This window comes from Mesorhizobium sp. M0478, assembly GCF_040321305.1.
Lineage (GTDB): Bacteria > Pseudomonadota > Alphaproteobacteria > Rhizobiales > Rhizobiaceae > Mesorhizobium.
The window spans coordinates 185,646-207,573 of record NZ_JAMYRH010000002.1 but is presented as its reverse complement, the minus strand read 5'-3'; the positions used below and the strand labels follow the sequence as shown (position 1 = coordinate 207,573).

Sequence of the window (21,928 nt, the reverse complement as noted above, 5' to 3'; positions counted from 1 at the left end):
ATGATCCGACATGTTCTGAAGCTAGCCGTCCTGCTCGGTGCATTGCTGGCGTTGCCGGCAACAGCGCATGCGGAACCGGTGACCTATGCGGGGAAGCTCGGCAACATCGACATCGTCGTCGAGTTTACCGGTGATCCGGCGACGGCTGGAGAGGCACTGGCGGGCCGCTATTTCTACCGCTCCAAGGGCGTCGATATTCCTCTGCAGGCGAAGTCGAGCAAGGGCGCCACCTTTCAATTGGCCGAGGAAGAAGCCTGCGATGCCAAGAAGTGCGGCGACGGCCAGGCTCCACCCATCGGCGCCGTCTGGCGATTGAGTTCCGCCGACAATGGCAAGACGCTGGAAGGCACCTGGACGGCCAAAAAGACCCTGCCGCTGAAGCTGACAAGGATCGCCAGCCGTGCCCAGACGGAGACGCCGGCGACGACGCCACGCGATCTTTATGATTTCACCGACATGACATTCTCGGGTGACGATGCGCCGATCACCATGGCGGCATCGCCCTACGACTATCTCAAGCTGGATTTCGCGCCCGAGGCAGACGCCAAGGAAGGTTGGCCGGATGCAGCCTACAACTATGTCACCGATCCACGCACCAAATTCGCCAGGCCGCGCATCGTCGATCTCGCCGGCGGCGCGCCGATCGAAGCCGCCAATGCCTTGCTGCAGAACCGCCATTGGCATGACAGCCTCAGCGCCTTGACCTGCGCGGCGCTGCAATACGCCGGCTTCCACGATGGACCACCGATGGAGGGCATGGATGACGATTCGCTTGGCGGCTACGAAGACACGACGTCCAAAGTGACGTCATTGACGCCGAAGCTGATGAGCTGGTCGGAATCCGGCAGCCTCTATTGCGGCGGTGCGCATCCGAACAACTATTCCGACGCCTATGTCATGGACGTGCGCCGTGGCGCCTTGCTTACCCTTCAGGACATGTTTTCCGATACGGGCGACGGCAAGCCAGGCCCCTCGCTGGCCGCCTTCGTCAGGGAAAACCGCAAGAAGCCAAGCGACCAGACCGAGGTGGATTACGAGGCCGAATGCGGCATCGACGATTTGATCAGCGACTATCTCGGCGCCAGCCTGAAGCGCGATGGCGACAGGCAGGTTCTGGTCTTCGGGCTGCAAGGTTTGCCCAACGTCATCCAGGCTTGCGGCGACGATCTCGTTGAAATGCCGGTCTCCGAAGCACAAGCGCTGTTCACACCGGAATTCGCGAAACTGCTCGAACCGTAGGCGCGCATCTGCGCCGTCGGGAACTAACCTTATCCCTGCTTTTCGCTTTATTGTGACAATGATCTATGGTTTGTCGCGCGGCGGTCGAACGGCCGTTTTGGCGCGTTGCTTGAAGGAGTGCTCGATAAAATGGCGAATGAAAACTGGCCCGTTTACGGTGAAATCACCGGCCCTGTCGTGATGATCGGCTTTGGTTCGATCGGACGGGGAACGCTGCCTCTGATCGAGCGCCATTTCAAATTCGACAAGTCGCGCATGACGGTCATCGACCCGCTCGACACCGACCGCAAGCTGCTCGACGAGCGCGGCATCGCCTTCGTGCAGGAGCACGTGACCGAGAAAAACTACAAGAAACTGCTGACGCCGCTTTTGACCAATGGTGGCGGCCAGGGCTTTTGCATCAATCTGTCGGTCGATACCGGCTCGGTCGACCTGATGCGGCTCTGCCGCAAGCTCGGCGTGCTCTACATCGACACCGTCGTCGAGCCGTGGCTCGGCTTCTATTTCGACGCCAAGGCCGACAATGCCAGCCGCACCAACTACGCGCTGCGCGAAGCCTTGATCAAGGAGAAGCACGACAAGCCCGGCGGCGCTACCGCGGTTTCGACCTGTGGCGCCAATCCGGGCATGGTCTCGTGGTTCGTCAAGCAGGCGCTGCTGAACCTTGCCGGCGACCTCGGCCTCGAGTTTCCCGAACCCGCGCAGGACGACCGTGACGGCTGGGCGAAGCTGATGAAGAAGGCCGGCGTCAAGGGCATCCACATCGCCGAGCGCGACACCCAGCGCACCAAGAAGCCGAAGCCGATGAACGTGTTCTGGAACACCTGGTCGGTCGAAGGTTTCATCTCGGAAGGGCTGCAGCCGGCCGAGCTCGGCTGGGGCACGCATGAGAGATGGATGCCGAAGAACGGCAAGGAGCACAAGCATGGCTCCAAGGCTGCGATCTATCTCGAACAGCCCGGCGCCAACACCCGCGTGCGCTCCTGGTGCCCGACGCCGGGCGCGCAATACGGTTTCCTGGTGACGCATAATGAGGCGATCTCGATCGCCGACTTCTTCACCGTGCGCGGTAAGAAGGGCAAGGTGCAATACCGCCCGACCTGCCACTATGCCTATCACCCCTGCAACGACGCCGTGCTGTCGCTGCACGAAATGTTCGGCGCTGCCGGCAAGCCGCAGCCGGTCCACCATGTGCTTGACGAAAACGAACTGGTCGACGGCGTCGACGAGCTTGGCGTGCTGCTCTACGGCCATGCCAAGAACGCCTACTGGTACGGTTCGCAGCTGTCGCTGGCCGAAGCCCGCAAGCTGGCGCCCTACCAGAACGCTACCGGCATGCAGGTCACCTCGGCCGTGCTCGCCGGCATGGTCTGGGCGCTGGAAAACCCGGAGGCCGGCATCGTCGAGGCCGACGAGATGGACTACAAGCGCTGCCTGGAAGTGCAGTCCCAGTATCTCGGACCGGTCAAGGGCTACTACACCGACTGGACGCCGCTCGATAACCGTCCGGGCCTGTTTCCCGAGGACCTCGACAAAAGCGACCCGTGGCAATTCCGCAACATCCTCGTTCGATAGCGGTTCCATACCCCTGCCCCACTGCCTTGCAATCGCCCGGAAATCGGGCGATTGAAGGGATGCGGACGAGAGCAGTGTGCATCCATTTGGACGCGCGAGGGACGGCTCTGGAAACTTGAGGCCACGCACATCGTGTGCTCCAAAACGTCGTTTGACGATTGGGCCGATGCGTCAGGAGAGGATTTGATATGACGATTGCGCGCAAAATTCTTTCTGCGGGCGCGGCGGGCGCTCTTGCGACGATGCTTGCCGCCTGCACCACCGGCGGCTCCGACGGGCCACCGATCTCATCGCAGGCGCGAGGCGTCGAAGGCTCATGGCTGAACGCCGAAGGCAAGGCGGTCTCGACATTGAACGGCGGCGTCTTCACCACCGTTTCGGCGGAGACCGGTGAGAAATTCGCTGACGGCAGCTACACCAAGACCGGCGCCACCTCGGTCGAGATCAACGGAACCTCGCTGATCCGGCAGCAGCCAATCGCTTTCAACTGCCTGCTGGTGTCCATAAACCAGCTGAATTGCACCAGCTCCGCCGGGCAGAACTTCGTGCTGACCAGGCGCGGCTGAACCTTTCCCATGCGGCTTTGCGGATGGCGGCGGCGCGATGCCGCCGCCTTTTTTATGCCGGCAAACCGATGCCGGTTATCCGCCCTGATTCTTCTTGCATCGCCACAACCGCGATGTGAACATACCCGAAATGCTGGCTGTTATCCTGCAGTCGGGCAAGAGCGTTAAACGCCTTTGATCATATCCGGGAGACGAAGATGAAGAAGCTCGCCGCCATTGCCGCCCTCTCTGCCTCGACACTCGGCCTGTCGGCCGCACCATCCTTTGCCGACTACACGTTGAACATCCTGCATTTCAACGATTGGCACAGCCGCATCGAAGGCAACAACAAATACGAGTCGACCTGCTCGGCCGAGGAAGAGACCAAGGGTGAGTGCATCGGCGGCGCCGGCCGGCTGGTCACCGCGATCGCACAGGAGCGCAAGAAGCTCGAAGGCCAGAACGTGCTGCTGCTCAATGCCGGCGACAGCTTTCAGGGATCGCTGTTCTACATCACCTACAAGGGCACGGCGGAGGAGGAATTCCTCAATCAGATCAAGCCCGACGCGGTGACGCTCGGCAACCACGAATTCGACGATGGCGAGAGCGCGCTGGTGCCTTATCTCGACAAGGCGAAGTTCCCGATCGTCAGCGCCAATGTCGTGCCCAACGACAAGTCCGGCGCCGCAGCCAAGATCAAGCCGTCGATTGTGCTTGAGGTCGGCGGCCAGAAGATCGGCATTGTCGGCGCCGTGACCAACGACACACCGGAACTCGCCTCTCCCGGCCCCAACATTACCATCGAGGACGACGTCAAGTCGATCACCGCCGAGGTCGAGAAGCTGAAGGCGCAAGGCGTCAACAAGATAATTGCCGTCACCCATATCGGCTACAGGCGCGAGCGCGATGTCATCGCCAAGATCCCGGGCATAGATGTGGTGGTCGGCGGCCACAGCCATTCGCTTCTGTCCAACACCGACCCGAAGGGGGAAGGCCCCTATCCGACGATGGTCGACAACCCCGACGGCTCCAAGGTGCCTGTCGTGCAGGCCGCGTCCTATTCGAAATATCTCGGCGAATTCAAGGTCGTGTTCGACGACAACGGCAACGTCAAGGAAGCCAGCGGCGACCCGATCTTCCTCGACAAGTCGATCATCCCCGATCCGGCCGTTCTTGCCCGCATCAAGGAGCTCGGCGCGCCGATCGAGGCGCTGAAGAACAAGGAAGTGGCCGAGACCACCGAGGCCATCGACGGCAGCCGCGAAAGCTGCCGCACCAAGGAATGCGCGATGGGCAATCTCGTCTCCGACGCCATTCTCGACCGCGTCAAGGGACAGGGCGTCGAGATCGTCGTCTCCAATGGCGGCGGCCTGCGTGCTTCGATCGACAAGGGCACCGTCACCATGGGCGAGGTGCTGACCGTGCTGCCTTTCCAGAACACGCTGGCGACCTTCCAGATTTCCGGCAAGGATCTGGTTGCCGGGCTGGAAAACGGCGTCAGCCAGGTCGAGGACGGCGGCGGCCGCTTCCCGCAGGTGGCAGGTCTCAAATACTCCTTCGACAAGTCGGTCGCGCCCAATGCCGGCCGAGTCAAGTCGGTCGAGGTGATGCAGAACGGTGCCTGGGCGCCGATCAATCCGGACAAGGACTATCTGGTCGCCACCAACAATTACGTCCGCCAGGGCGGCGACGGCTACAAGGTCTTCGCCGAGAAGGCCAAGAACGCCTACGATTACGGCCCCGGCCTCGAACAGGTGGTTGCCGACTATCTCGCGGCGCACCGGCCCTATACGCCGAAGCTCGACGGCCGCATCACCGAGGTCGCGGCAACCGTAGCGGCTGCCCCGGCCGCCGAGCCGGCAAAACCAGCCGAACCGGCACCTGCTCCAGAGGAACCGGCAAAACCGGCCGAGGCTGCACCGGCGGAGCCGGCGATGCCCGCATTGCCGGCAGGCTCCGGCGACATCACCACCACGCCGCCGACTGTCCCGGCGGAAACCGCCCCGGCAACGCCGGCTCCGGCCGAACCGGCAAAACCGGCCGAAGCCGCACCTGCTCCGGCAAAGCCGGCTGACGCCGCCCCGGCCGAAGCCAGCCATGTCATCGTCGCCGGCGATACCTATTGGGATCTCGCCAAGAAGGCCTACGGCGACGGCGCCAAGTGGAAGGTGATCTCCGAGGCCAACAAAGGCTACGAACCACGCCGGCTTCCTGTCGGCGCGACCTTGACCATTCCGGCGAAGTAACCTCGCTTCGCACTTGCGACCAGCAAAACCCGTCCGGGTAACCGGACGGGTTTTTGGCTTTCAGGGTAAGGTGCGGCCAGACGCGGCATTGAAAACTCGCGCCACATCGCTAGGTTCGCCCGACATCGTCGGTTTCGCGGTGTCGGGAGACCTTCATGACGCTTTCCACGCCTGTCGACCCCAAAGCCGCGAAAGCGCTCGACCCGCTGCCGGCCGGACATCCGCCGGTAAAGGCAGGCAAGATCGGCGTCATGTTGGTCAATCTCGGCACGCCGGACGGTACCGATTTCAAGCCGATGTGGCGCTATCTCCGCGAATTCCTGTCCGATCCGCGCGTCATCGAACTCAACAAGGCGATCTGGTATCCGATCCTCTACGGCTTGGTGCTGACCACCAGACCGAAGAAGTCCGGCGCCAATTACGCCAGGATATGGAACCGCGAGAGGAACGAGTCGCCGCTGCGCACCTACACCCGCGCGCAGGGCGAAAAGCTGGCCGCAGCGCTCATCGACCTACCCGATGTCGTGGTCGACTGGGCGATGCGCTACGGCAACCCCTCGACCGCGAGCGTCGCTCAAAGGCTGGTCGAGCAAGGCTGCGACCGCATCCTGTCGTTCCCACTCTACCCGCAATACTCAGCGACCACCACCGCGACCGCCAACGACCAGCTGTTTCGCGCCTTGATGAAGATGCGCCGCGCGCCTGCCGTGCGCAGTGTTCCGCCCTACTATGACGAGCCGGTCTACATCGAGGCGCTCGCCCATTCGATCGAACGGCATCTGGCAACGCTAGACTTCGAGCCCGAGGTGGTCATCACCTCCTATCACGGCATCCCGAAGCCCTATTTCGAGAAGGGCGATCCCTATCACTGCCACTGCCAGAAGACGACACGGCTGTTGCGTGAACGACTGGGGTGGGATGAAAAGAAGCTGATCATCACCTTCCAGTCGCGCTTCGGCGCCCAGGAATGGCTGCAGCCCTACACCGACAAGACGGTCGAGAAACTGGCGAAGGACGGCGTGAAATCGATCGCCATCGTCAACCCAGGCTTTTCCGTCGACTGCATCGAGACGCTGGACGAAATCGGCCGCGAGGCGGCCGAGACCTTCCATCACGCCGGCGGCGAGAAATTCGCCCACATCCCGTGCCTCAACGACAGTGCAGAAGGCATGGCGGTGATCGAGGCGATGGTGCGGCGCGAGCTGTCGGGCTGGGTCTGAGGCCGCCACGTTGCGGCGATCGATCGCCGCAGTTGCGCTATTCCATGCACCAATAATCAACGATCACCTGATTGTAACATTATTGAAACACACCTAAGTGTTTGGTGAAGTCGGTTGCATGGAATCAACGCCATGGCCGGCATCTGAGGGAGATTCAAATGGACTTCAGTGGTTTCGGTATTGCGATTGGTGCGCTTGCCTTTCTGGTATTGGTGCTTCTTATCAAAGGCATCCGGACAATCCCGCAAGGCTATAATTATACGGTGGAGCGCTTTGGCCGTTACACCAAAACACTAAGCCCCGGCCTCAACCTCATCGTGCCGTTCGTCGACCGCATCGGCGCCAAGATGAACATGATGGAGCAGGTGCTCGACGTTCCGAGCCAGGAAATCATCACGCGCGACAACGCCATTGTCGGCGTCGACGGCATCGCCTTCTACCAGATCCTCAATGCGGCGCAGGCCGCCTACCAGGTCGCCGGCCTGGAGAACGCCATTCTCAATTTGACGATGACCAACATCCGTACCGTCATGGGCTCGATGGACCTCGACGAATTGCTGTCGAACCGCGACGCCATCAACGAGCGCCTGCTGCGCGTCGTCGACGAAGCGGCGCATCCGTGGGGCATCAAGATCACCCGCGTCGAGATCAAGGATATCAATCCGCCGGCCAACCTCATCGAATCGATGGGTCGTCAGATGACGGCCGAACGTAACAAGCGTGCACAGATCCTCGCCGCCGAAGGCCTCAAGCAGTCGCAGATCCTCGAGGCCGAAGGCCGCAAGGAAGCCGCCTTCCGCGACGCCGAGGCACGCGAACGCTCGGCCGAGGCCGAAGCGCGAGCCACCCAGGTTGTATCGGAAGCCATCTCCAAGGGCGACGTGCAGGCACTCAACTACTTCGTGGCGCTCAAATACACCGAAGCGATGGGCAAGATCGGTACCGCCAACAACAGCAAGGTCGTGCTGATGCCGATGGAAGCCTCGGCGCTGATCGGCACGCTCGGCGGCATAAGCGAGATCGCCAGGGAGGTGTTCCGCAGCGAAGGCACCGCCGGCGCCGCCAGGCAGGCAGGCCGCCCTCCGGTGGTTCGCCCGAATGAGAACTGAGACCTGACGAGAACTGAGGTCGCGAGCATGATCCCGAAAAGTGGGAACCGGTTTTCGGAAAAGATCATGCTCCACAGGAAGTAGGAGCGCACGCCCATGTTTGACCGCATCATTTCCGAACTTGGTCCGTGGAACTGGATGGTTCTGGGCTTCGTCCTCCTGGTGATGGAGGTCATCGCGCCAGGAATATTCATGCTGTGGATCGGCATCGCCGCATTGGTAATCGGTGTGATTTCCCTGCTCATCTGGGACGCAAGCTTCTGGGCCTGGGAAGTCCAGGTCCTCGCCTTCTTGGCGCTGTCGCTGGTCTCGGCCTTCGTCGGCAAGAAACTAGTCGGCGGGCGTAATGTCCCGAGTGATCAGCCGCTGCTCAACCGGCGCGGCGCGCAGTTGGTCGGCAGGATGGCAACGCTGGCCGAGCCGATCAAGGACGGTCGCGGCCGCATCAAGCTCGGCGACACGCTGTGGCGCGTCTCCGGTCCCGACCTGCCGGCCGGCACGCAGGTGCGCGTCGTCAGTTCGGCCGACACCGATCTGGAACTGACCGTCGAGGCTGTTTGACATTTCGAAAGCGCATGGCGCTTTCGATCCGGAAAATCAGGGCGCGTCGCGTAGGGCTTCCCGAACGCGACGCGTCCTTTGATTTTTTCAGGCGGCGCCGATGCGCAGCAGGTCGTGCAGATGAACCAGTCCCACGAGCCGCCTGCCTTCGACCACCATCAGGCTCGTAATGGCCGAATTGTTGATAATCTGCAGCGCCGTCGCCACCAGCGTGTCCGGTGTGGCCGTCTTCGGCTTTTTCGTCATCACCTGATCGACGCTCATTTCCATGAGATTGCTGCCGATGTGACGCCTGATGTCGCCATCGGTGATGATGCCCACCAACGCGCCATCCGCCGTCGCGATCGCCACGCAGCCGAAGCCCTTGTTCGACAATTCGAGGATCGCCTCGCGCATGCCCGTGCCGGAAGCCACCAGCGGCAGCCTTTCGCCGACATGCATGATCTCGTGGATCTGCGTGAGATTGGCGCCGAGCTGGCCGCCGGGGTGGAATGTGCGGAAATGGTCGGGCGTGAAGCCGCGCGCTTCGAGCAGCGCTATAGCCAGCGCATCGCCGACCACCAGTTGCAGCAGGGTCGATGTCGTCGGCGCCAGGCCGTGCGGGCAGGCTTCCGGCACGGACGGCAGGAGCAGCACCACGTCGGCCGCGCGCGCCAGCGCCGAGGCCGCGCCCGCGGTAATCGCAATCAGCGGGATCGAGAAGCGCCTGGAATAGGCGACGATGCCCATCAATTCTCTGCTCTCGCCGGACCATGACATGGCGATGATGGCATCGTCTCTGGCGATCATGCCAAGGTCGCCATGATTGGCCTCCGCCGGATGGACGAAGAAGGCAGGCGTGCCGGTCGAAGCCAGACTGGCCGCGATCTTAGTGCCGATATGGCCGCTTTTGCCGACGCCGGTGACTATGACGCGGCCATTGATGCGCGACACCATGTCGACGGCGCGGGCGAAAGGTTCGGCCAGTTCGTTCTCCAGCGCGGCGGCCAATGCCGCCACGCCGGCCTGTTCCGTGGCTACCGTTCTCAGCGCCGAGGCGATCGAAGCCTCCAAAGGCTTCTTTTCTTGGGATCCCGCATGCATGGCTGATGCGATTAGCGCTTTGCCGTTCGCCTGTCCAACAGAATTGCCGTCCAGCCATGTCCGACAGGCACCCCTTCAACCCTCCGTTAACCATCCCCGTTTACGGTTCGGTAAGTATGGCGCGCTTGCGCCGCGCAAGCAGTGGTGACGATGTCGCGGGCCCAACCTCAAGAGAAAAAAGGTCGAACGGGCAGAGCGTTTTGCGCTCTGCTTCTGGCGACGAGCGTGCTCGCTTTGCTGCGGCCAACTGCGCTTCATGCCCAGGAGACCGAGCTGCGCGGCGAAGTTTCGGAATCGGCGATCCTGTCCGACCAGCAGCGCCGGGCCAGGCAATTGAGCAAGGCCAACACGCAGGTCAAGCCCGCCCCTGCCGACACCGCCCCCACGGGAAACACGCCAACCGCTTATGTGCCGGCCAGCGATGGCGCCTTGCCTGATGACACCGACCCGTCACAGGCCGGCGCAAACAGCATTTTCGACCCGCCGGCGACCATCGACGATTCGTTCGCCGACAAGCCGCCAACCGTCCTGCCACGCCGCCCGTCGACGGCAAAGCAACGCGCCGACGCGGATGCAGACAAGGCCAAGGACAAAACCAAGGCTGCCGACAAGAAGAAGCCTGGCAAAGCCACGGACCAGACCACCACCGGAACGACTCCGGACGGCACTGCGGCAGGCGACGCCGATCAGGACATAGCCAACCGCCGTGTCCTCACCGTCGACGGCGTCGACCGACGAAAGCTCGACCCCGGCGCCGAGCGCACCGACGCCATCGAGGGCCTGAAGAAGAAGCTCGAGGACGACCCGTACGCGGCAACCGGCATCAAGGTCGGCTCGTTCCTGCTGCGGCCGGCGCTCGAGCAGGGCGTTGCCGTCACGTCGAACGCCGATTCCAGCGCTGGCGGCAAGTCGGCGGTGCTGTCCGAAACGGCGCTGCGTTTCTCCGCCGCCTCCGATTGGCGCGAGAATTCGGCGGTCATCGACGGCTACGGTAATTTCCGCAACACCATTTCGGGCCAGAAGATCAATGAGGCACGCGGCCGTATCCAAGGCACGTACAATGTCGACCTCGACAATGAACTGCGCGCCATCGCCAAGCTCGGCTACGAGATTGCACCGGAATCGGCCTCCGCGCCCGACGCCATTGCCGGCGTCAAATCGCAGCCGATCCGCCAGACGGTCGACGGCAGCCTCGGCGTCGAGAAGGACGTCGGCAAGATGCGCTTTGCGCTGACCGGCGCCGTCTCCCACGACATCTATGGTGATGCCGAACTTACCGATGGCACCTCGCTGTCGCAGAAGGACCAGGACAACACGCTCTACACCGCAACGTTGCGGACCGGCTATGAAATTTCCCCGGCTCTGACGCCCTTTGCTGAGATTGAGCTCGGCCGCCGGGTATATGACCAACGGATCGACAACAAGGGCTTCGAGCGCTCTTCGACCCGGCTTGGCGCGCGCGCCGGTATCGAAGTCGACATGGGCGAGAAGCTCAAGGGTGAGTTCTCGGCCGGCTGGCTGAGGGAGGCGATCGACGACAAGAACCTGGAGGCGATTTCGGGAGCCACCATCAATGCCGACCTCAAATGGTCGCCCGAGCGCGGTACCATCATCGGCCTCACCGGGCGAACCACGGTCGAAGGCACGACGAATGCCGGTAAGAGCGGCGACATCCTCTATTCCGGCCGCCTCACCGGCGAGCGGCAGATCCGCGCCGACCTGACCGGCAACGCAGCCCTTGGGCTCGACTGGCGCAATTACACCGGCTCCGACGGCCATGACATGACGCTGAGTGCAGAGGCCGGGCTGACCTGGTGGCTGAACCGCTATGTCGGCCTCACCAGCCGCGCCCGCACCGAAAAGCTGACCAGCAATCTGCCCGGGCGCAACTACACCGCCAACAGCATCTATTTGGGGCTGAAGCTGCAGCGGTAGCTAAAAAGCAGCGCCGCGACGCTCGGACGGCTTCATCTCATCGAGCAGCGTGCGGATGACGCCGGCCATGTTCTCGTTCATGTCGCTGCGCCACAGCGCGAAGGCGACATTGGCCTCGACGAAGCCTTCCGGCGAGCCGCAATCGAAGGTGCGGCCCTGAAAGTGGTAGCCAAAGAAGGGCTGCTGCTTTTCCAGCTTCAGCATCGCGTCGGTGAGCTGGATCTCGTTGCCGGCGCCCTTTTCCTGGCTTTCGAGGATCTTGAAAATCTCGGGCTGCAGGATGTAGCGGCCGTTGATGTAGAGATTGGACGGCGCGGTGCCGGTCTTCGGCTTTTCGACCATCTCGGTGATGCGGAAGCCGTGATGCGTGTCCTCGCCGCGGCCGACAATGCCATATTTGTGGGTTTCGGCCGGATCGCATTCCTGCACCGCGATGATGTTGTTGCCGGTCTCCTCGTAGAGCTCGACCATGGCCTTCGTGCAGCTCTTCTCCGACTGCATGATCATGTCGGGCAGCAACAGCGCGAAGGGTTCGTCGCCGACCAGTTCGCGGGCGCACCAGACGGCGTGGCCGAGACCCATCGGCACCTGCTGGCGGGTGAACGAGGTCTGCCCCGGGGCCGGCTGCAGCCGCTGCAAGCGGGCCAGCTGGTCGTCCTTGCCGCGCTGTGCCAGCGTATCATAGAGCTCGAACTGGATATCGAAATGGTCTTCTATGACCGCCTTGTTGCGGCCGGTGACGAAGATGAAATGTTCGATGCCGGCCTCGCGCGCCTCATCGACGACATACTGGATGACCGGCCGGTCGACGACGGTCAGCATCTCCTTGGGAATGGCCTTGGTGGCCGGGAGAAACCGTGTGCCGAGACCGGCGACCGGGAAAACTGCCTTGCGAACTCGCTTCATGCGTCAATTATCCGTTTGAGGGCGTGCCCGGCAATCCCGCCTCGCGACATTTTCGCGCCGGAATTGTGGATTATCGGGCCATTGAGGGAAACATCAACCGGTAAAGCATCCAGGTGTCTTTTCGTTCCAGGCGCCGCCTATGGTAAACCAATTGCTAACCCGGTTCGGCGATGAATGGTCTTTCCTGAGATAGAGAAAGGGGAAAATATGTCCGTTCGCAGTGCCGCAAAACTCTTTACCAGCGTGCTGACGGCGGCCAGCCTCTCGCTCGCCTTGCTGATGCCGGCCGGACCGGCCTTCGCCGATGCCGGTTTTCGGCAATGGGTCGCCGGCTTCCGCGCCACGGCCGTGGCGGGCGGCGTTTCCGGCGCGGTCTACGACCGAGCGTTCCGGGGCATCAATGAGCCCGACCCGGTGGTGCTGGAAAAGGCACGCACCCAGCCCGAGTTCACCGCACCTGCCTGGGACTATTTCGACAACCGCGTCCACGACCAGTCCGTTGCCGTCGGCCAGCAGATGGCCAGGAAATGGAAGCCGTGGCTGGACCGGATCGAAGCCAGGTTCGGCGTCGACCGCTACATCCTGCTCGCCATCTGGTCGATGGAATCGAATTATGGCGAGATCCTCAAGCGCGACGACATCATGCGCAATGTCATCCGCTCGCTGGCAACCCTCGCCTATGGCGACGCCAAGCGTTCGAAATTCGCCCGCACCCAATTGGTCGCCGCGCTGAAAATCCTGCAGACCGGCGACATCGACGAAAGCCACCTGATGGGCTCCTGGGCCGGCGCCATGGGCCAGACCCAGTTCATCCCGACCAGCTACCAGCATTATGCCGTCGACATGGACGGCAACGGCAAGCGCGACATCTGGAATTCGATCCCCGATGCGTTGGCGACATCAGCCAATCTGCTGAAGAAGAATGGCTGGCAGGGCGGCAAGACCTGGGGCTACGAGGTCACCATTCCAGCCGGCAAACTGCCTGCCGGCTCGAAGACATTGGCGCAGTGGCAGGCGCTCGGCGTCGCCAGGGCCAATGGCAAGCCGTTCAAGAACGCAACCGACAAGGCGACGCTGAAAGTGCCGGACGGCCGCGGCGGACCGGCATTCCTGATGATCAAGAACTTCTCCGTCATCAAGGCCTACAACAACGCCGACAAATATGCCCTGGCCGTCGGCCTTCTTGCCGACGAAATCGCCGGCTCTAATGGTCTGGTGCAGGACTGGAAGCGGCCCTTCACCAAACTGTCCTTCGAGGAAAGGCAGGAGTTGCAGAAGCGGCTTTCGCAGCACGGACTTTACGACGGCAAGTTCGACGGCAAGATCGGTGACGGCACGAAAACCGCCATCATGACCTATCAGGCAACGGTCGGCTTGACCCAGGACGGGTATCCGAGCATGGAAGTGCTCAAATGGCTCAGAAAGAAATAGAGCCGGCGACGGCAGCTTGCATTTGCGACGCAAGGGATGCCGTAGCATCGGTCTGTGCATGATCCCCTGCAAGGGCCATGCACCAAGGGATGGAGAGGGTGCTTGGTTTCGGCAGCGCGTATCCGTGTGATCGTTTTCCGCTTGCCGATCCTCATTCTGGCCATCGTCGTCCTGGCGACGGGGGTCGCCGGCAGTTTCCACACACCGGCTTTGGCGCAGGAGCAACCGCAGAACCGCGGCTGGTCGCTGCGCGACCTTCTGTTCCCGCGCCGCAGCGAACGCATCGAGCCGCCGCTCGACGTCCGCAAGGCAAAGCCGAAGGTCAAGAAGAAGCCCCGTGCACCCGTTGAACCTTCCGCTCCGATTGTCGAGAAGACACCGGATGCCCGCGTCGTTCTGGTGATCGGCGATTTCATGGCCAACGGCCTGGCCGAAGGCCTCGAAACAGCCTTTGCCGACAATGCCAACGTCAGGATCGTCGAGCGCGCCAACGGTTCTTCGGGTTTCGTGCGCGATGATGTCTACAATTGGCCCGAACAGGTCAAATCGCTGGTCGAGACCGAAAAACCCTCCGTGGTCGTCGTCATGCTCGGCTCCAACGACCGCCAGCAGATGCGCGTCAACGATGTGCGCGAGCAGCCGCGCTCCGAGAACTGGACCAAGGAATACGAACGCCGGACCGAAGCCTTGGGAAAGGCACTGGCGGCGACCAAGGTGCCTTATCTGTGGGTCGGCATGCCAGCCTTCAAGACGCCGAAGATGACCTCCGACATGCTCGCATTCAACGACATCTACCACTCGGCTGCCGAGAAGAACGGCGGCGAATTCGTCGATGTCTGGGATGGGTTCGTCGACGAGAACGGCGCCTTTGTCTCGACCGGCCCCGACATTAACGGCCAGGCCGTGCGGCTGCGCTCCGACGACGGCATCAACGTCTCGAAAGCCGGCAAGCGAAAGCTCGCCTTCTACACCGAAAAGCCGCTGGCCAAGATCCTCGGCCTGGCAGCGCCGGGAAGCGTGGTGACGGCTGCCGCACCGGCCGGCGCCCCGGTCGAGGCGCCGTCGCTGCCCGCCGCCCCGATCGTGGTCGACCGCACCGTTCCAATGCTGCTCAACGATCCGGCGCTCGACGGCGGTACCGAACTTCTCGGTGCGGCGGCGGCGCCGAAAGCCAATCCGGATCTGCCCGGCGAAAAACTAATCCTCGAAGGCAAGGCGCCCGAGGCCTCGCCCGGCCGCGCCGACGACTTCTCGTGGCCGCCCAAGGCCGCTGCCGCGACGGATACGACGACGGCGATCAATCGTTAACGGGGGAGTACCGTCGACCCCATCAGCGCTTCATCGATCGAGCGCGCGGCCTGGCGGCCTTCGCGGATCGCCCACACAACCAGCGACTGGCCGCGGCGCACATCACCTGCGGCGTAGAGCTTGTCGACGCTGGTCTTGTAGTCGCGATCGTTGGCTTCGACATTGCGGGAACGGCGGCTGTCGGTAGTGATTTTCATCTCACCGTCCAGCTCTTTCGCGACGCCGGCGGCAGCCGGTCCGGCAAAGCCGATGGCGATGAAGGCGAGGTCTGCACGGATGACGAATTCGGTGCCGGCGATCGGCTTGCGCTTCTCGTCGACTTCGCAGCATTTGACGCCGGTCAGTTGGCCGTCCTCGCCGATGAATTCGAGCGTCGCCACCTGGAATTCGCGCTCCGCACCTTCGGCCTGTGAGGACGAGGTGCGCATCTTGGTCGCCCAGTAAGGCCAGACCGAAAGCTTGTCTTCCTTCTCCGGCGGCTGCGGGCGGATGTCGAGCTGGGTGACGCGCACCGCGCCCTGGCGGAAGGCGGTGCCGACGCAGTCGGACGCGGTATCGCCGCCGCCGACGACGACGACATGCTGGCCGCCGGCGATGATCGGATGCGACGGCCAGGCCACCGACTGGATCGGCTCGCCGCCGACGCGACGGTTCTGCTGCACCAGATAGGGCATGGCGTCATAGACGCCGCCGAGATCGTCGCCCGGAATGTTGGCCGGACGCGGCGATTCCGAACCGCCGCAATAGAGCACCGCATCGTATCCGGCGAGCAACTCTGCCACCGGCTTATCGACGCCGACATTGACGCCGCAATGGAAGGTCACGCCCTCGCCCTGCATCTGCTCGATGCGGCGGTCGATATAGTGCTTCTCGATCTTGAAGTCGGGAATGCCGTAGCGCATCAGCCCGCCGGGACGGCTCTCACGCTCATAAACGCTGACCTCGTGGCCGGCGCGGCCAAGCTGCTGCGCCGCCGCCATCCCTGCCGGACCGGAGCCGATGACAGCGACCCGCTTGCCCGTCTTCTTCTCTGGCGGATAAGGCCGGATATGGCCGGTTTCATAAGCCTTGTCGGCGATTGCCTGTTCGACAGTCTTGATGGCAACCGGAATGTCCTCGAGGTTCAGCGTGCAGGCTTCCTCGCAGGGCGCGGGGCAGATGCGGCCGGTGAACTCGGGGAAATTGTTGGTCGAATGCAGGTTGCGGATCGCATTGTCCCAGTCGCCATTGTAGACGAGGTCGTTCCAGTCCGGGATCTGGTTGTGGATCGGGCAACCGGTCGGCCCGTGGCAGAACGGGATGCCGCAATCCATGCAGCGCGCCGCCTGTTTCTCGACCTCCTTGTCCGACATCGGCAGCGTGAATTCACGAAAATGCCGGATGCGGTCGGAGGCCGGCTGGTACTTGTGCACCTGCCGGTCGATTTCGAGAAAGCCTGTTACCTTGCCCATAGTCCAGTTCCTGCTGTCCAGATGGTGCGGTTTTCGCACCCGTTAACCCCTTGAGGCAGCCGTGGCAACCTTGCATCCGAGGTCAAACTGTCGCTGAAAGTTCCGCCGGGAAGCCTGCGCCTCCCGGCAAGTCGAAAAACCTATTCCGCCGCCACGCCCATGCGCATGCGTTCCATCTCGATCAGCGCGCGGCGGTATTCGACCGGCATGATCTTGCGGAATTTCGGCCGGAAGGTCGTCCAGTCGTCGAGTATCTCGCGGCCGCGTACCGAACCGGTGAAATGGACGTGGTTCGAGATAAGCTGGTAAAGCCGTTCCTCATCATGGGTGGTCATGTCGCCCGAGACGTCGACGCGACCCTTGTGGTCGAGGTCACCGCCATGATGCAGCAGCCTTTCCATCAGATCGTCTTCTTCCGGAACCGGCTCCAGCTCGACCATCGCCATGTTGCAGCGCGCGGCGAAATCGCCGGCCTCATCCAGAACATAGGCCACGCCGCCCGACATGCCGGCAGCGAAGTTGCGACCGGTCTGGCCGATGACGACGACGATGCCGCCGGTCATGTATTCGCAGCCATGATCGCCGACGCCTTCAACGACGGCGGCGACGCCCGAATTGCGCACCGCGAAGCGCTCGCCGGCGACACCTGCGAAATAGGCCTCGCCCTCGGTCGCGCCATAGAGGACGGTGTTGCCGACGATGATCGATTCCGCCGCGACGATCCTGGACTCCTCCGGCGGCCGGATGACGATGCGTCCGCCCGACAGGCCCTTGCCGACATAGTCGTTGGCCGCACCGACGAGATCGAACGAGATGCCGCGCGCCAGGAAGGCGCCGAACGACTGGCCGGCGGTGCCGGTCAGCTTCACCTGGATCGTGTCCTCGCGCAGGCCCTTGTGCCTGAAGCGCTTGGCGACTTCGCCCGACAGCATGGCGCCCGTGGAGCGATCGACATTGCGGATGTCGACCTCGATCTTGACCGGCTGCTTGCTTTCGAGCGCGGGCTTCGCCACTTCGATCAGCTTGCGATCGAGTACATCGTCGATCGGGTGTTTCTGCCGTTCGGTCCAGTGCACCGCCTCATGCGGCGCGTCCGGCTTGAAGAACATCTTGCCGAAATCGAGCCCACGCGCCTTCCAATGCTGGATCATCTCGCGCTTTTCCAGCAGGTCGCTGTCGCCGATGATCTGGTCGATATGGGTGTAGCCCATCTCGGCCAGCAGCCCCCTCACCTCTTCCGCAACGTAGAAGAAGAAGTTGATGACATGCTCGGGCGTGCCCTTGAAACGCTTGCGCAGAACCGGGTCCTGCGTCGCGACGCCGACCGGGCAGGTGTTCAAGTGGCACTTGCGCATCATGATGCAGCCGGCCGCGATCAGCGGCGCGGTCGAGAAGCCGAACTCGTCGGCACCGAGCAGCGCACCGATGATGACGTCGCGCCCCGTGCGCAAGCCACCATCGACCTGCAGCGCAACGCGCGAGCGCAGCCCGTTCAGCACCAGCGTCTGGTGCGTCTCGGCTAGGCCCATTTCCCACGGGCTGCCGGCATGCTTGAGCGAGGTCAGCGGCGACGCGCCGGTGCCGCCATCATAGCCGGAGATGGTGATGTGGTCGGCGCGCGCCTTGGCGACGCCCGCCGCAACCGTACCGACACCGACTTCCGACACCAGCTTTACCGAGACGTCGGCCGCCGGGTTGACGTTCTTCAGATCGTAGATCAGCTGCGCCAGATCCTCGATCGAATAGATGTCGTGATGCGGCGGCGGCGAGATCAGGCCGACGCCGGGCGTCGAGTGCCGGACCTTGGCGATGGTGGCGTCGACCTTGTGGCCGGGCAGCTGGCCGCCCTCACCGGGCTTGGCGCCCTGCGCGACCTTGATCTGCATGACATCGGAATTGACGAGATACTCGGCGGTGACGCCAAAGCGCCCCGAGGCGACCTGCTTGATCGCCGAACGTTCGGGGTTCTTGCTGCCGCCGGGCAGCGGCAGATAGCGGTCGGCCTCTTCGCCGCCCTCGCCGGTGTTCGACTTGCCGCCGATCTGGTTCATGGCGCGCGCCAGCGTCGTGTGTGCCTCGCGCGAGATCGAGCCGAACGACATCGCCCCGGTCGAGAAGCGCTTGACGATATCGGCCGCCGACATCACGTCCTCTATCGCCACCTTCTTGCGGCCGGTCTCTTCCGCAAGCTTGATCCTGAACAGGCCGCGTATGGTCTGGGCACGGGCCGTCTCGCTGTTGATCTGCGCGGAATACTCCTTGAACGTCTCCCACGAGCCCTGACGCACGGCGTGCTGCAAGGTGGCGACGGCGTCGGGCGACCACATATGGGCTTCGCCGCGCATGCGGTACATGTACTCGCCGCCGACCTCGAGGCTGTTGCGCAGCACCGGATCGTTGCCGAAACCGTCGGTGTGGCGGCTGAGCGTCTCGGCCGCGACCTCGTCCAGACCGACACCTTCGATCAGCGTCGCTGTGCCGGTGAAGTACTTCTCGACGAAATCCGACTTCAGCCCGATGGCGTCGAATATCTGCGCGCCGCAATAGGACTGGTAGGTGGAGATGCCCATCTTCGACATCACCTTGAGGATGCCCTTGCCGATCGACTTGATGTAGCGCGAGACCACCTCGTAGGCGTCGACCTCAGCCGGCAGTTCGCCACGCTTGTGCATGTCGAGCAGCGTATCGAAGGCAAGGTAGGGGTTGATCGCCTCGGCGCCGTAGCCGGCGAGACAGCAGAAATGATGCACTTCGCGCGGCTCGCCGGATTCCACGACCAGGCCGACCGCGGTGCGCAGACCCTTGCGGATCAGATGGTGGTGCACGGCAGCCGTCGCCAGCAGTGCCGGAATGGCGATACGGTCGGGACCGACCTGGCGGTCGGACAGGATGATGATGTTGTAGCCGCCGGCGACAGCGGCTTCCGCCCGCTCGCACAGACGCTCGACGGCGCCCTGCATGCCGGCCGCGCCCTCGCTCGACCCGTAGGTGATGTCGATGGTCTTGGTGTCGAAACGGTCCTCGGTGTGGCCGATCGAGCGGATCTTTTCCAGATCGCCATTGGTCAGGATCGGCTGGCGCACTTCGAGCCGCTTGCGGCGCGAATTGCCGACCAGGTCGAAGATGTTCGGCCGCGGCCCGATGAACGACACCAGGCTCATCACCAGCTCCTCGCGGATCGGGTCGATCGGCGGGTTGGTGACCTGGGCGAAATTCTGTTTGAAATAGGTGTAGAGCAGCTTCGACTTGTCCGACATCGCCGAGATCGGCGTGTCGGTGCCCATCGAACCCACGGCTTCCTGGCCGGTGGTCGCCATCGGCGACATCAACAGCTTGGTGTCTTCCTGCGTGTAGCCGAAAGCCTGCTGGCGATCGAGCAGGCTGACATCCTTGCGCAGCGCGCGCGGCTCCACCGGCTTCAGATCCTCGAGGATCAGCTGCGTGTTGTTGAGCCAGGTCTTGTAGGGATGCCTGGTGGCGATCTCCGACTTGATCTCCTCGTCGGAAATGATGCGGCCCTTGGCGAGGTCGATCAGAAGCATGCGGCCGGGCTGCAGCCGCCACTTCTTGACGATCCTCTCCTCCGGCACCGGCAGCACGCCGGCCTCTGACGCCATGATGACGCGGTCGTCGTCGGTGACGATGTAGCGCGCCGGCCGCAGCCCGTTGCGGTCGAGCGTGGCGCCGATCTGGCGGCCGTCGGTGAAGGCGACCGCGGCCGGCCCGTCCCACGGCTCCATCAGGGCTGCATGGTATTCGTAGAAAGCCTTGCGGTCGGCATCCATCAGCTTGTTGCCGGCCCACGCTTCGGGGATCAGCATCATCATGGCATGGCTGAGGCTGTAGCCGCCCTGGAACAGGAACTCGAGCGCATTGTCGAAGCACGCCGTGTCGGACTGGCCGTCATAGGAGATCGGCCACAGCTTCGAGATGTTGTTGCCGAACAGTTCGGAATCGACCGAGGCCTGGCGCGCCGCCATCCAGTTGTTGTTGCCGCGCACCGTGTTGATCTCGCCATTATGCGCGACCATGCGGTAGGGGTGCGCCAGCTTCCAGGACGGGAAGGTGTTGGTCGAGAAGCGCTGGTGGACGAGGATCAGCGCGGTCTCGAAACGCGGATCCGACAAATCCTTGTAATAGGCGCCGACCTGGTAGGCCAGGAACATGCCCTTGTAGACAATGGTACGCGCCGATAGCGACACACAGTAGGCGCCGATATCCTTGTTGTTGTTCTCGGCGTAGATACGGCCGGAAATCACCTTGCGCAGCAGGTACAGCCTGGCCTCGTATTCCTCGTCATCTGGAATGTCCGATGTGCGGCCGATGAAGACCTGGCGATGGAACGGTTCGGAGGCCGCAATATCGGGCGCCTTCGACAGCGATGAATTGTCGACTGGCACGTCGCGAAAGCCTAAAAGCGGCAGCCCTTCTGACAGCGCCGATTCGGCGATGATCTCTTCGATATGGGCGCGCAGTGCCGCATCCTGCGGCATGAACCAGTGGCCGACGCCGTATTGGCCTGCCGCCGGCAGTTCGACGCCCTGGGCCGCCATCTCTTCGCGGAAGAAATGATCGGGAATCTGCACCAGCACGCCGGCGCCGTCGCCCATCAGCGGATCGGCGCCGACAGCGCCGCGATGCGTCAGGTTTTCGAGCACGAAGAGCCCGTCCTTGACGATCTGGTGCGACTTCACGTTCTTCATGTTGACGATGAAGCCGACGCCGCACGCGTCATGCTCGTTGCGCGGATCGTAGAGACCCTGCGCGGCCATACCGTTGCCGGTCAGGCCGTTGGTGGTTCGGCCTTCTTTGGTCAGAACGGTATTTTTAACGGCTGCCGCTTTCGTCTGCGCGGCCTGGCCGATAATCGCAGATGGCGTCAGTTCCGTCATCGTCCTGTCCTCCGATCCGGCCCCTTGCACGTCTAGCATTTGGGGCGCTGGTCTACCTTGGGAAGCGACTGGCTTCCGCTCTCATTCTTGCGGCACGTCTTTTCGAAATCCTTGGCGGACCGTGCGGTGCACCGCCGGTTCGTATCCGGTATCGTACAGGCCACAGCCGAGCCGTCTACCCGTCGCTCGCGGCAACGGCCGGAGTGGCCCAAATGATACGCCAATCCAGCCTGACTTGTGCGACAAAATAAGACAGCACTACTGTCCTAAATTTTTATGGCAGAAATCCTGGGCGCACACAAGACCGATTCACCAAATTCTTGGACGTTTGGCGACAGAAAATTACGTCGGGCGCTGTTGAAACGAAATTTCGGTCCCGGCACTCCTTCGTGGTCGCCTTTGGCTTTACCGCTTTTTCAGCCCTTGG

The 21,928-nt window shown here is 62.8% G+C and carries 14 protein-coding genes; 10 read left to right on the top strand and 4 right to left on the bottom strand.

What is annotated here, in order from left to right; translation table 11 throughout:
• The 7 genes from NKI64_RS05375 to NKI64_RS05345 all read left to right on the top strand — a co-directional run bounded on the left by NKI64_RS05375 (position 1) and on the right by NKI64_RS05345 (position 8,495).
• On the top strand, positions 1-1,239 hold the full coding sequence (locus NKI64_RS05375; protein WP_023691758.1) for a hypothetical protein: 1,239 nt from the start codon (positions 1-3) through the stop codon (positions 1,237-1,239).
• Positions 1,240-1,368: 129 nt separating this feature from the next.
• Entirely contained in the window at positions 1,369-2,814 is a 1,446-nt protein-coding gene (locus tag NKI64_RS05370) for a homospermidine synthase (RefSeq protein ID WP_352666867.1), read from the top strand.
• A gap of 188 nt (positions 2,815-3,002) precedes the next feature.
• Complete coding sequence (locus NKI64_RS05365; RefSeq protein WP_023683250.1) at positions 3,003-3,380, top strand: Omp10 family outer membrane lipoprotein; 378 nt, start codon at positions 3,003-3,005, stop codon at positions 3,378-3,380.
• A 197-nt stretch (positions 3,381-3,577) separates the two neighbouring features.
• Positions 3,578-5,605, top strand: coding sequence for a 5'-nucleotidase C-terminal domain-containing protein (locus NKI64_RS05360; protein ID WP_352666864.1), 2,028 nt, complete (start codon positions 3,578-3,580; stop codon positions 5,603-5,605).
• Between the two features lie 155 nt (positions 5,606-5,760).
• A complete protein-coding gene (hemH, locus tag NKI64_RS05355; protein WP_023686407.1) occupies positions 5,761-6,825 on the top strand; it encodes a ferrochelatase in 1,065 nt (354 codons plus the stop codon).
• 158 nt (positions 6,826-6,983) lie between these two features.
• Positions 6,984-7,934, top strand: a complete 951-nt coding sequence (locus tag NKI64_RS05350; protein ID WP_023701037.1) for an SPFH domain-containing protein — start codon at positions 6,984-6,986, stop codon at positions 7,932-7,934.
• Between the two features lie 96 nt (positions 7,935-8,030).
• Positions 8,031-8,495 (top strand): NfeD family protein, encoded by a 465-nt coding sequence (locus NKI64_RS05345; protein WP_023701036.1) that lies wholly within the window; start codon positions 8,031-8,033, stop codon positions 8,493-8,495.
• Between the two features lie 87 nt (positions 8,496-8,582).
• On the opposite strand, the gene NKI64_RS05340 is transcribed toward NKI64_RS05345, so the two are convergent.
• Positions 8,583-9,578, bottom strand: coding sequence for a KpsF/GutQ family sugar-phosphate isomerase (locus NKI64_RS05340; protein WP_023671954.1), 996 nt, complete (start codon positions 9,576-9,578; stop codon positions 8,583-8,585).
• A 150-nt stretch (positions 9,579-9,728) separates the two neighbouring features.
• On the opposite strand from NKI64_RS05340, the gene NKI64_RS05335 reads away from it, so the two are divergent.
• Positions 9,729-11,513: an outer membrane beta-barrel protein gene (locus tag NKI64_RS05335; RefSeq protein ID WP_031201344.1), complete on the top strand. Its 1,785-nt coding sequence runs from the start codon at positions 9,729-9,731 to the stop codon at positions 11,511-11,513.
• Here NKI64_RS05335 and galU read toward each other — a convergent pair whose 3' ends face one another.
• A complete protein-coding gene (gene galU / locus NKI64_RS05330; protein ID WP_023671956.1) occupies positions 11,514-12,419 on the bottom strand; it encodes a UTP--glucose-1-phosphate uridylyltransferase GalU in 906 nt (301 codons plus the stop codon).
• Between the two features lie 207 nt (positions 12,420-12,626).
• On the opposite strand from galU, the gene NKI64_RS05325 reads away from it, so the two are divergent.
• Together NKI64_RS05325 and NKI64_RS05320 are read left to right on the top strand one after the other, a co-directional pair.
• Positions 12,627-13,850, top strand: a complete 1,224-nt coding sequence (locus NKI64_RS05325; protein WP_023744196.1) for a lytic murein transglycosylase — start codon at positions 12,627-12,629, stop codon at positions 13,848-13,850.
• Between the two features lie 102 nt (positions 13,851-13,952).
• Positions 13,953-15,158: an SGNH/GDSL hydrolase family protein gene (locus tag NKI64_RS05320; RefSeq protein ID WP_023695706.1), complete on the top strand. Its 1,206-nt coding sequence runs from the start codon at positions 13,953-13,955 to the stop codon at positions 15,156-15,158.
• On the opposite strand, the gene NKI64_RS05315 is transcribed toward NKI64_RS05320, so the two are convergent.
• Together NKI64_RS05315 and gltB are read right to left on the bottom strand one after the other, a co-directional pair.
• Positions 15,155-16,609, bottom strand: a complete 1,455-nt coding sequence (locus tag NKI64_RS05315) for a glutamate synthase subunit beta (protein ID WP_023671207.1) — start codon at positions 16,607-16,609, stop codon at positions 15,155-15,157. The genes NKI64_RS05320 and NKI64_RS05315 overlap by 4 nt on opposite strands.
• A gap of 140 nt (positions 16,610-16,749) precedes the next feature.
• Positions 16,750-21,501: a glutamate synthase large subunit gene (gene gltB, locus NKI64_RS05310; protein ID WP_352666857.1), complete on the bottom strand. Its 4,752-nt coding sequence runs from the start codon at positions 21,499-21,501 to the stop codon at positions 16,750-16,752.
• Between the last annotated feature and the right edge of the window lie 427 nt (positions 21,502-21,928).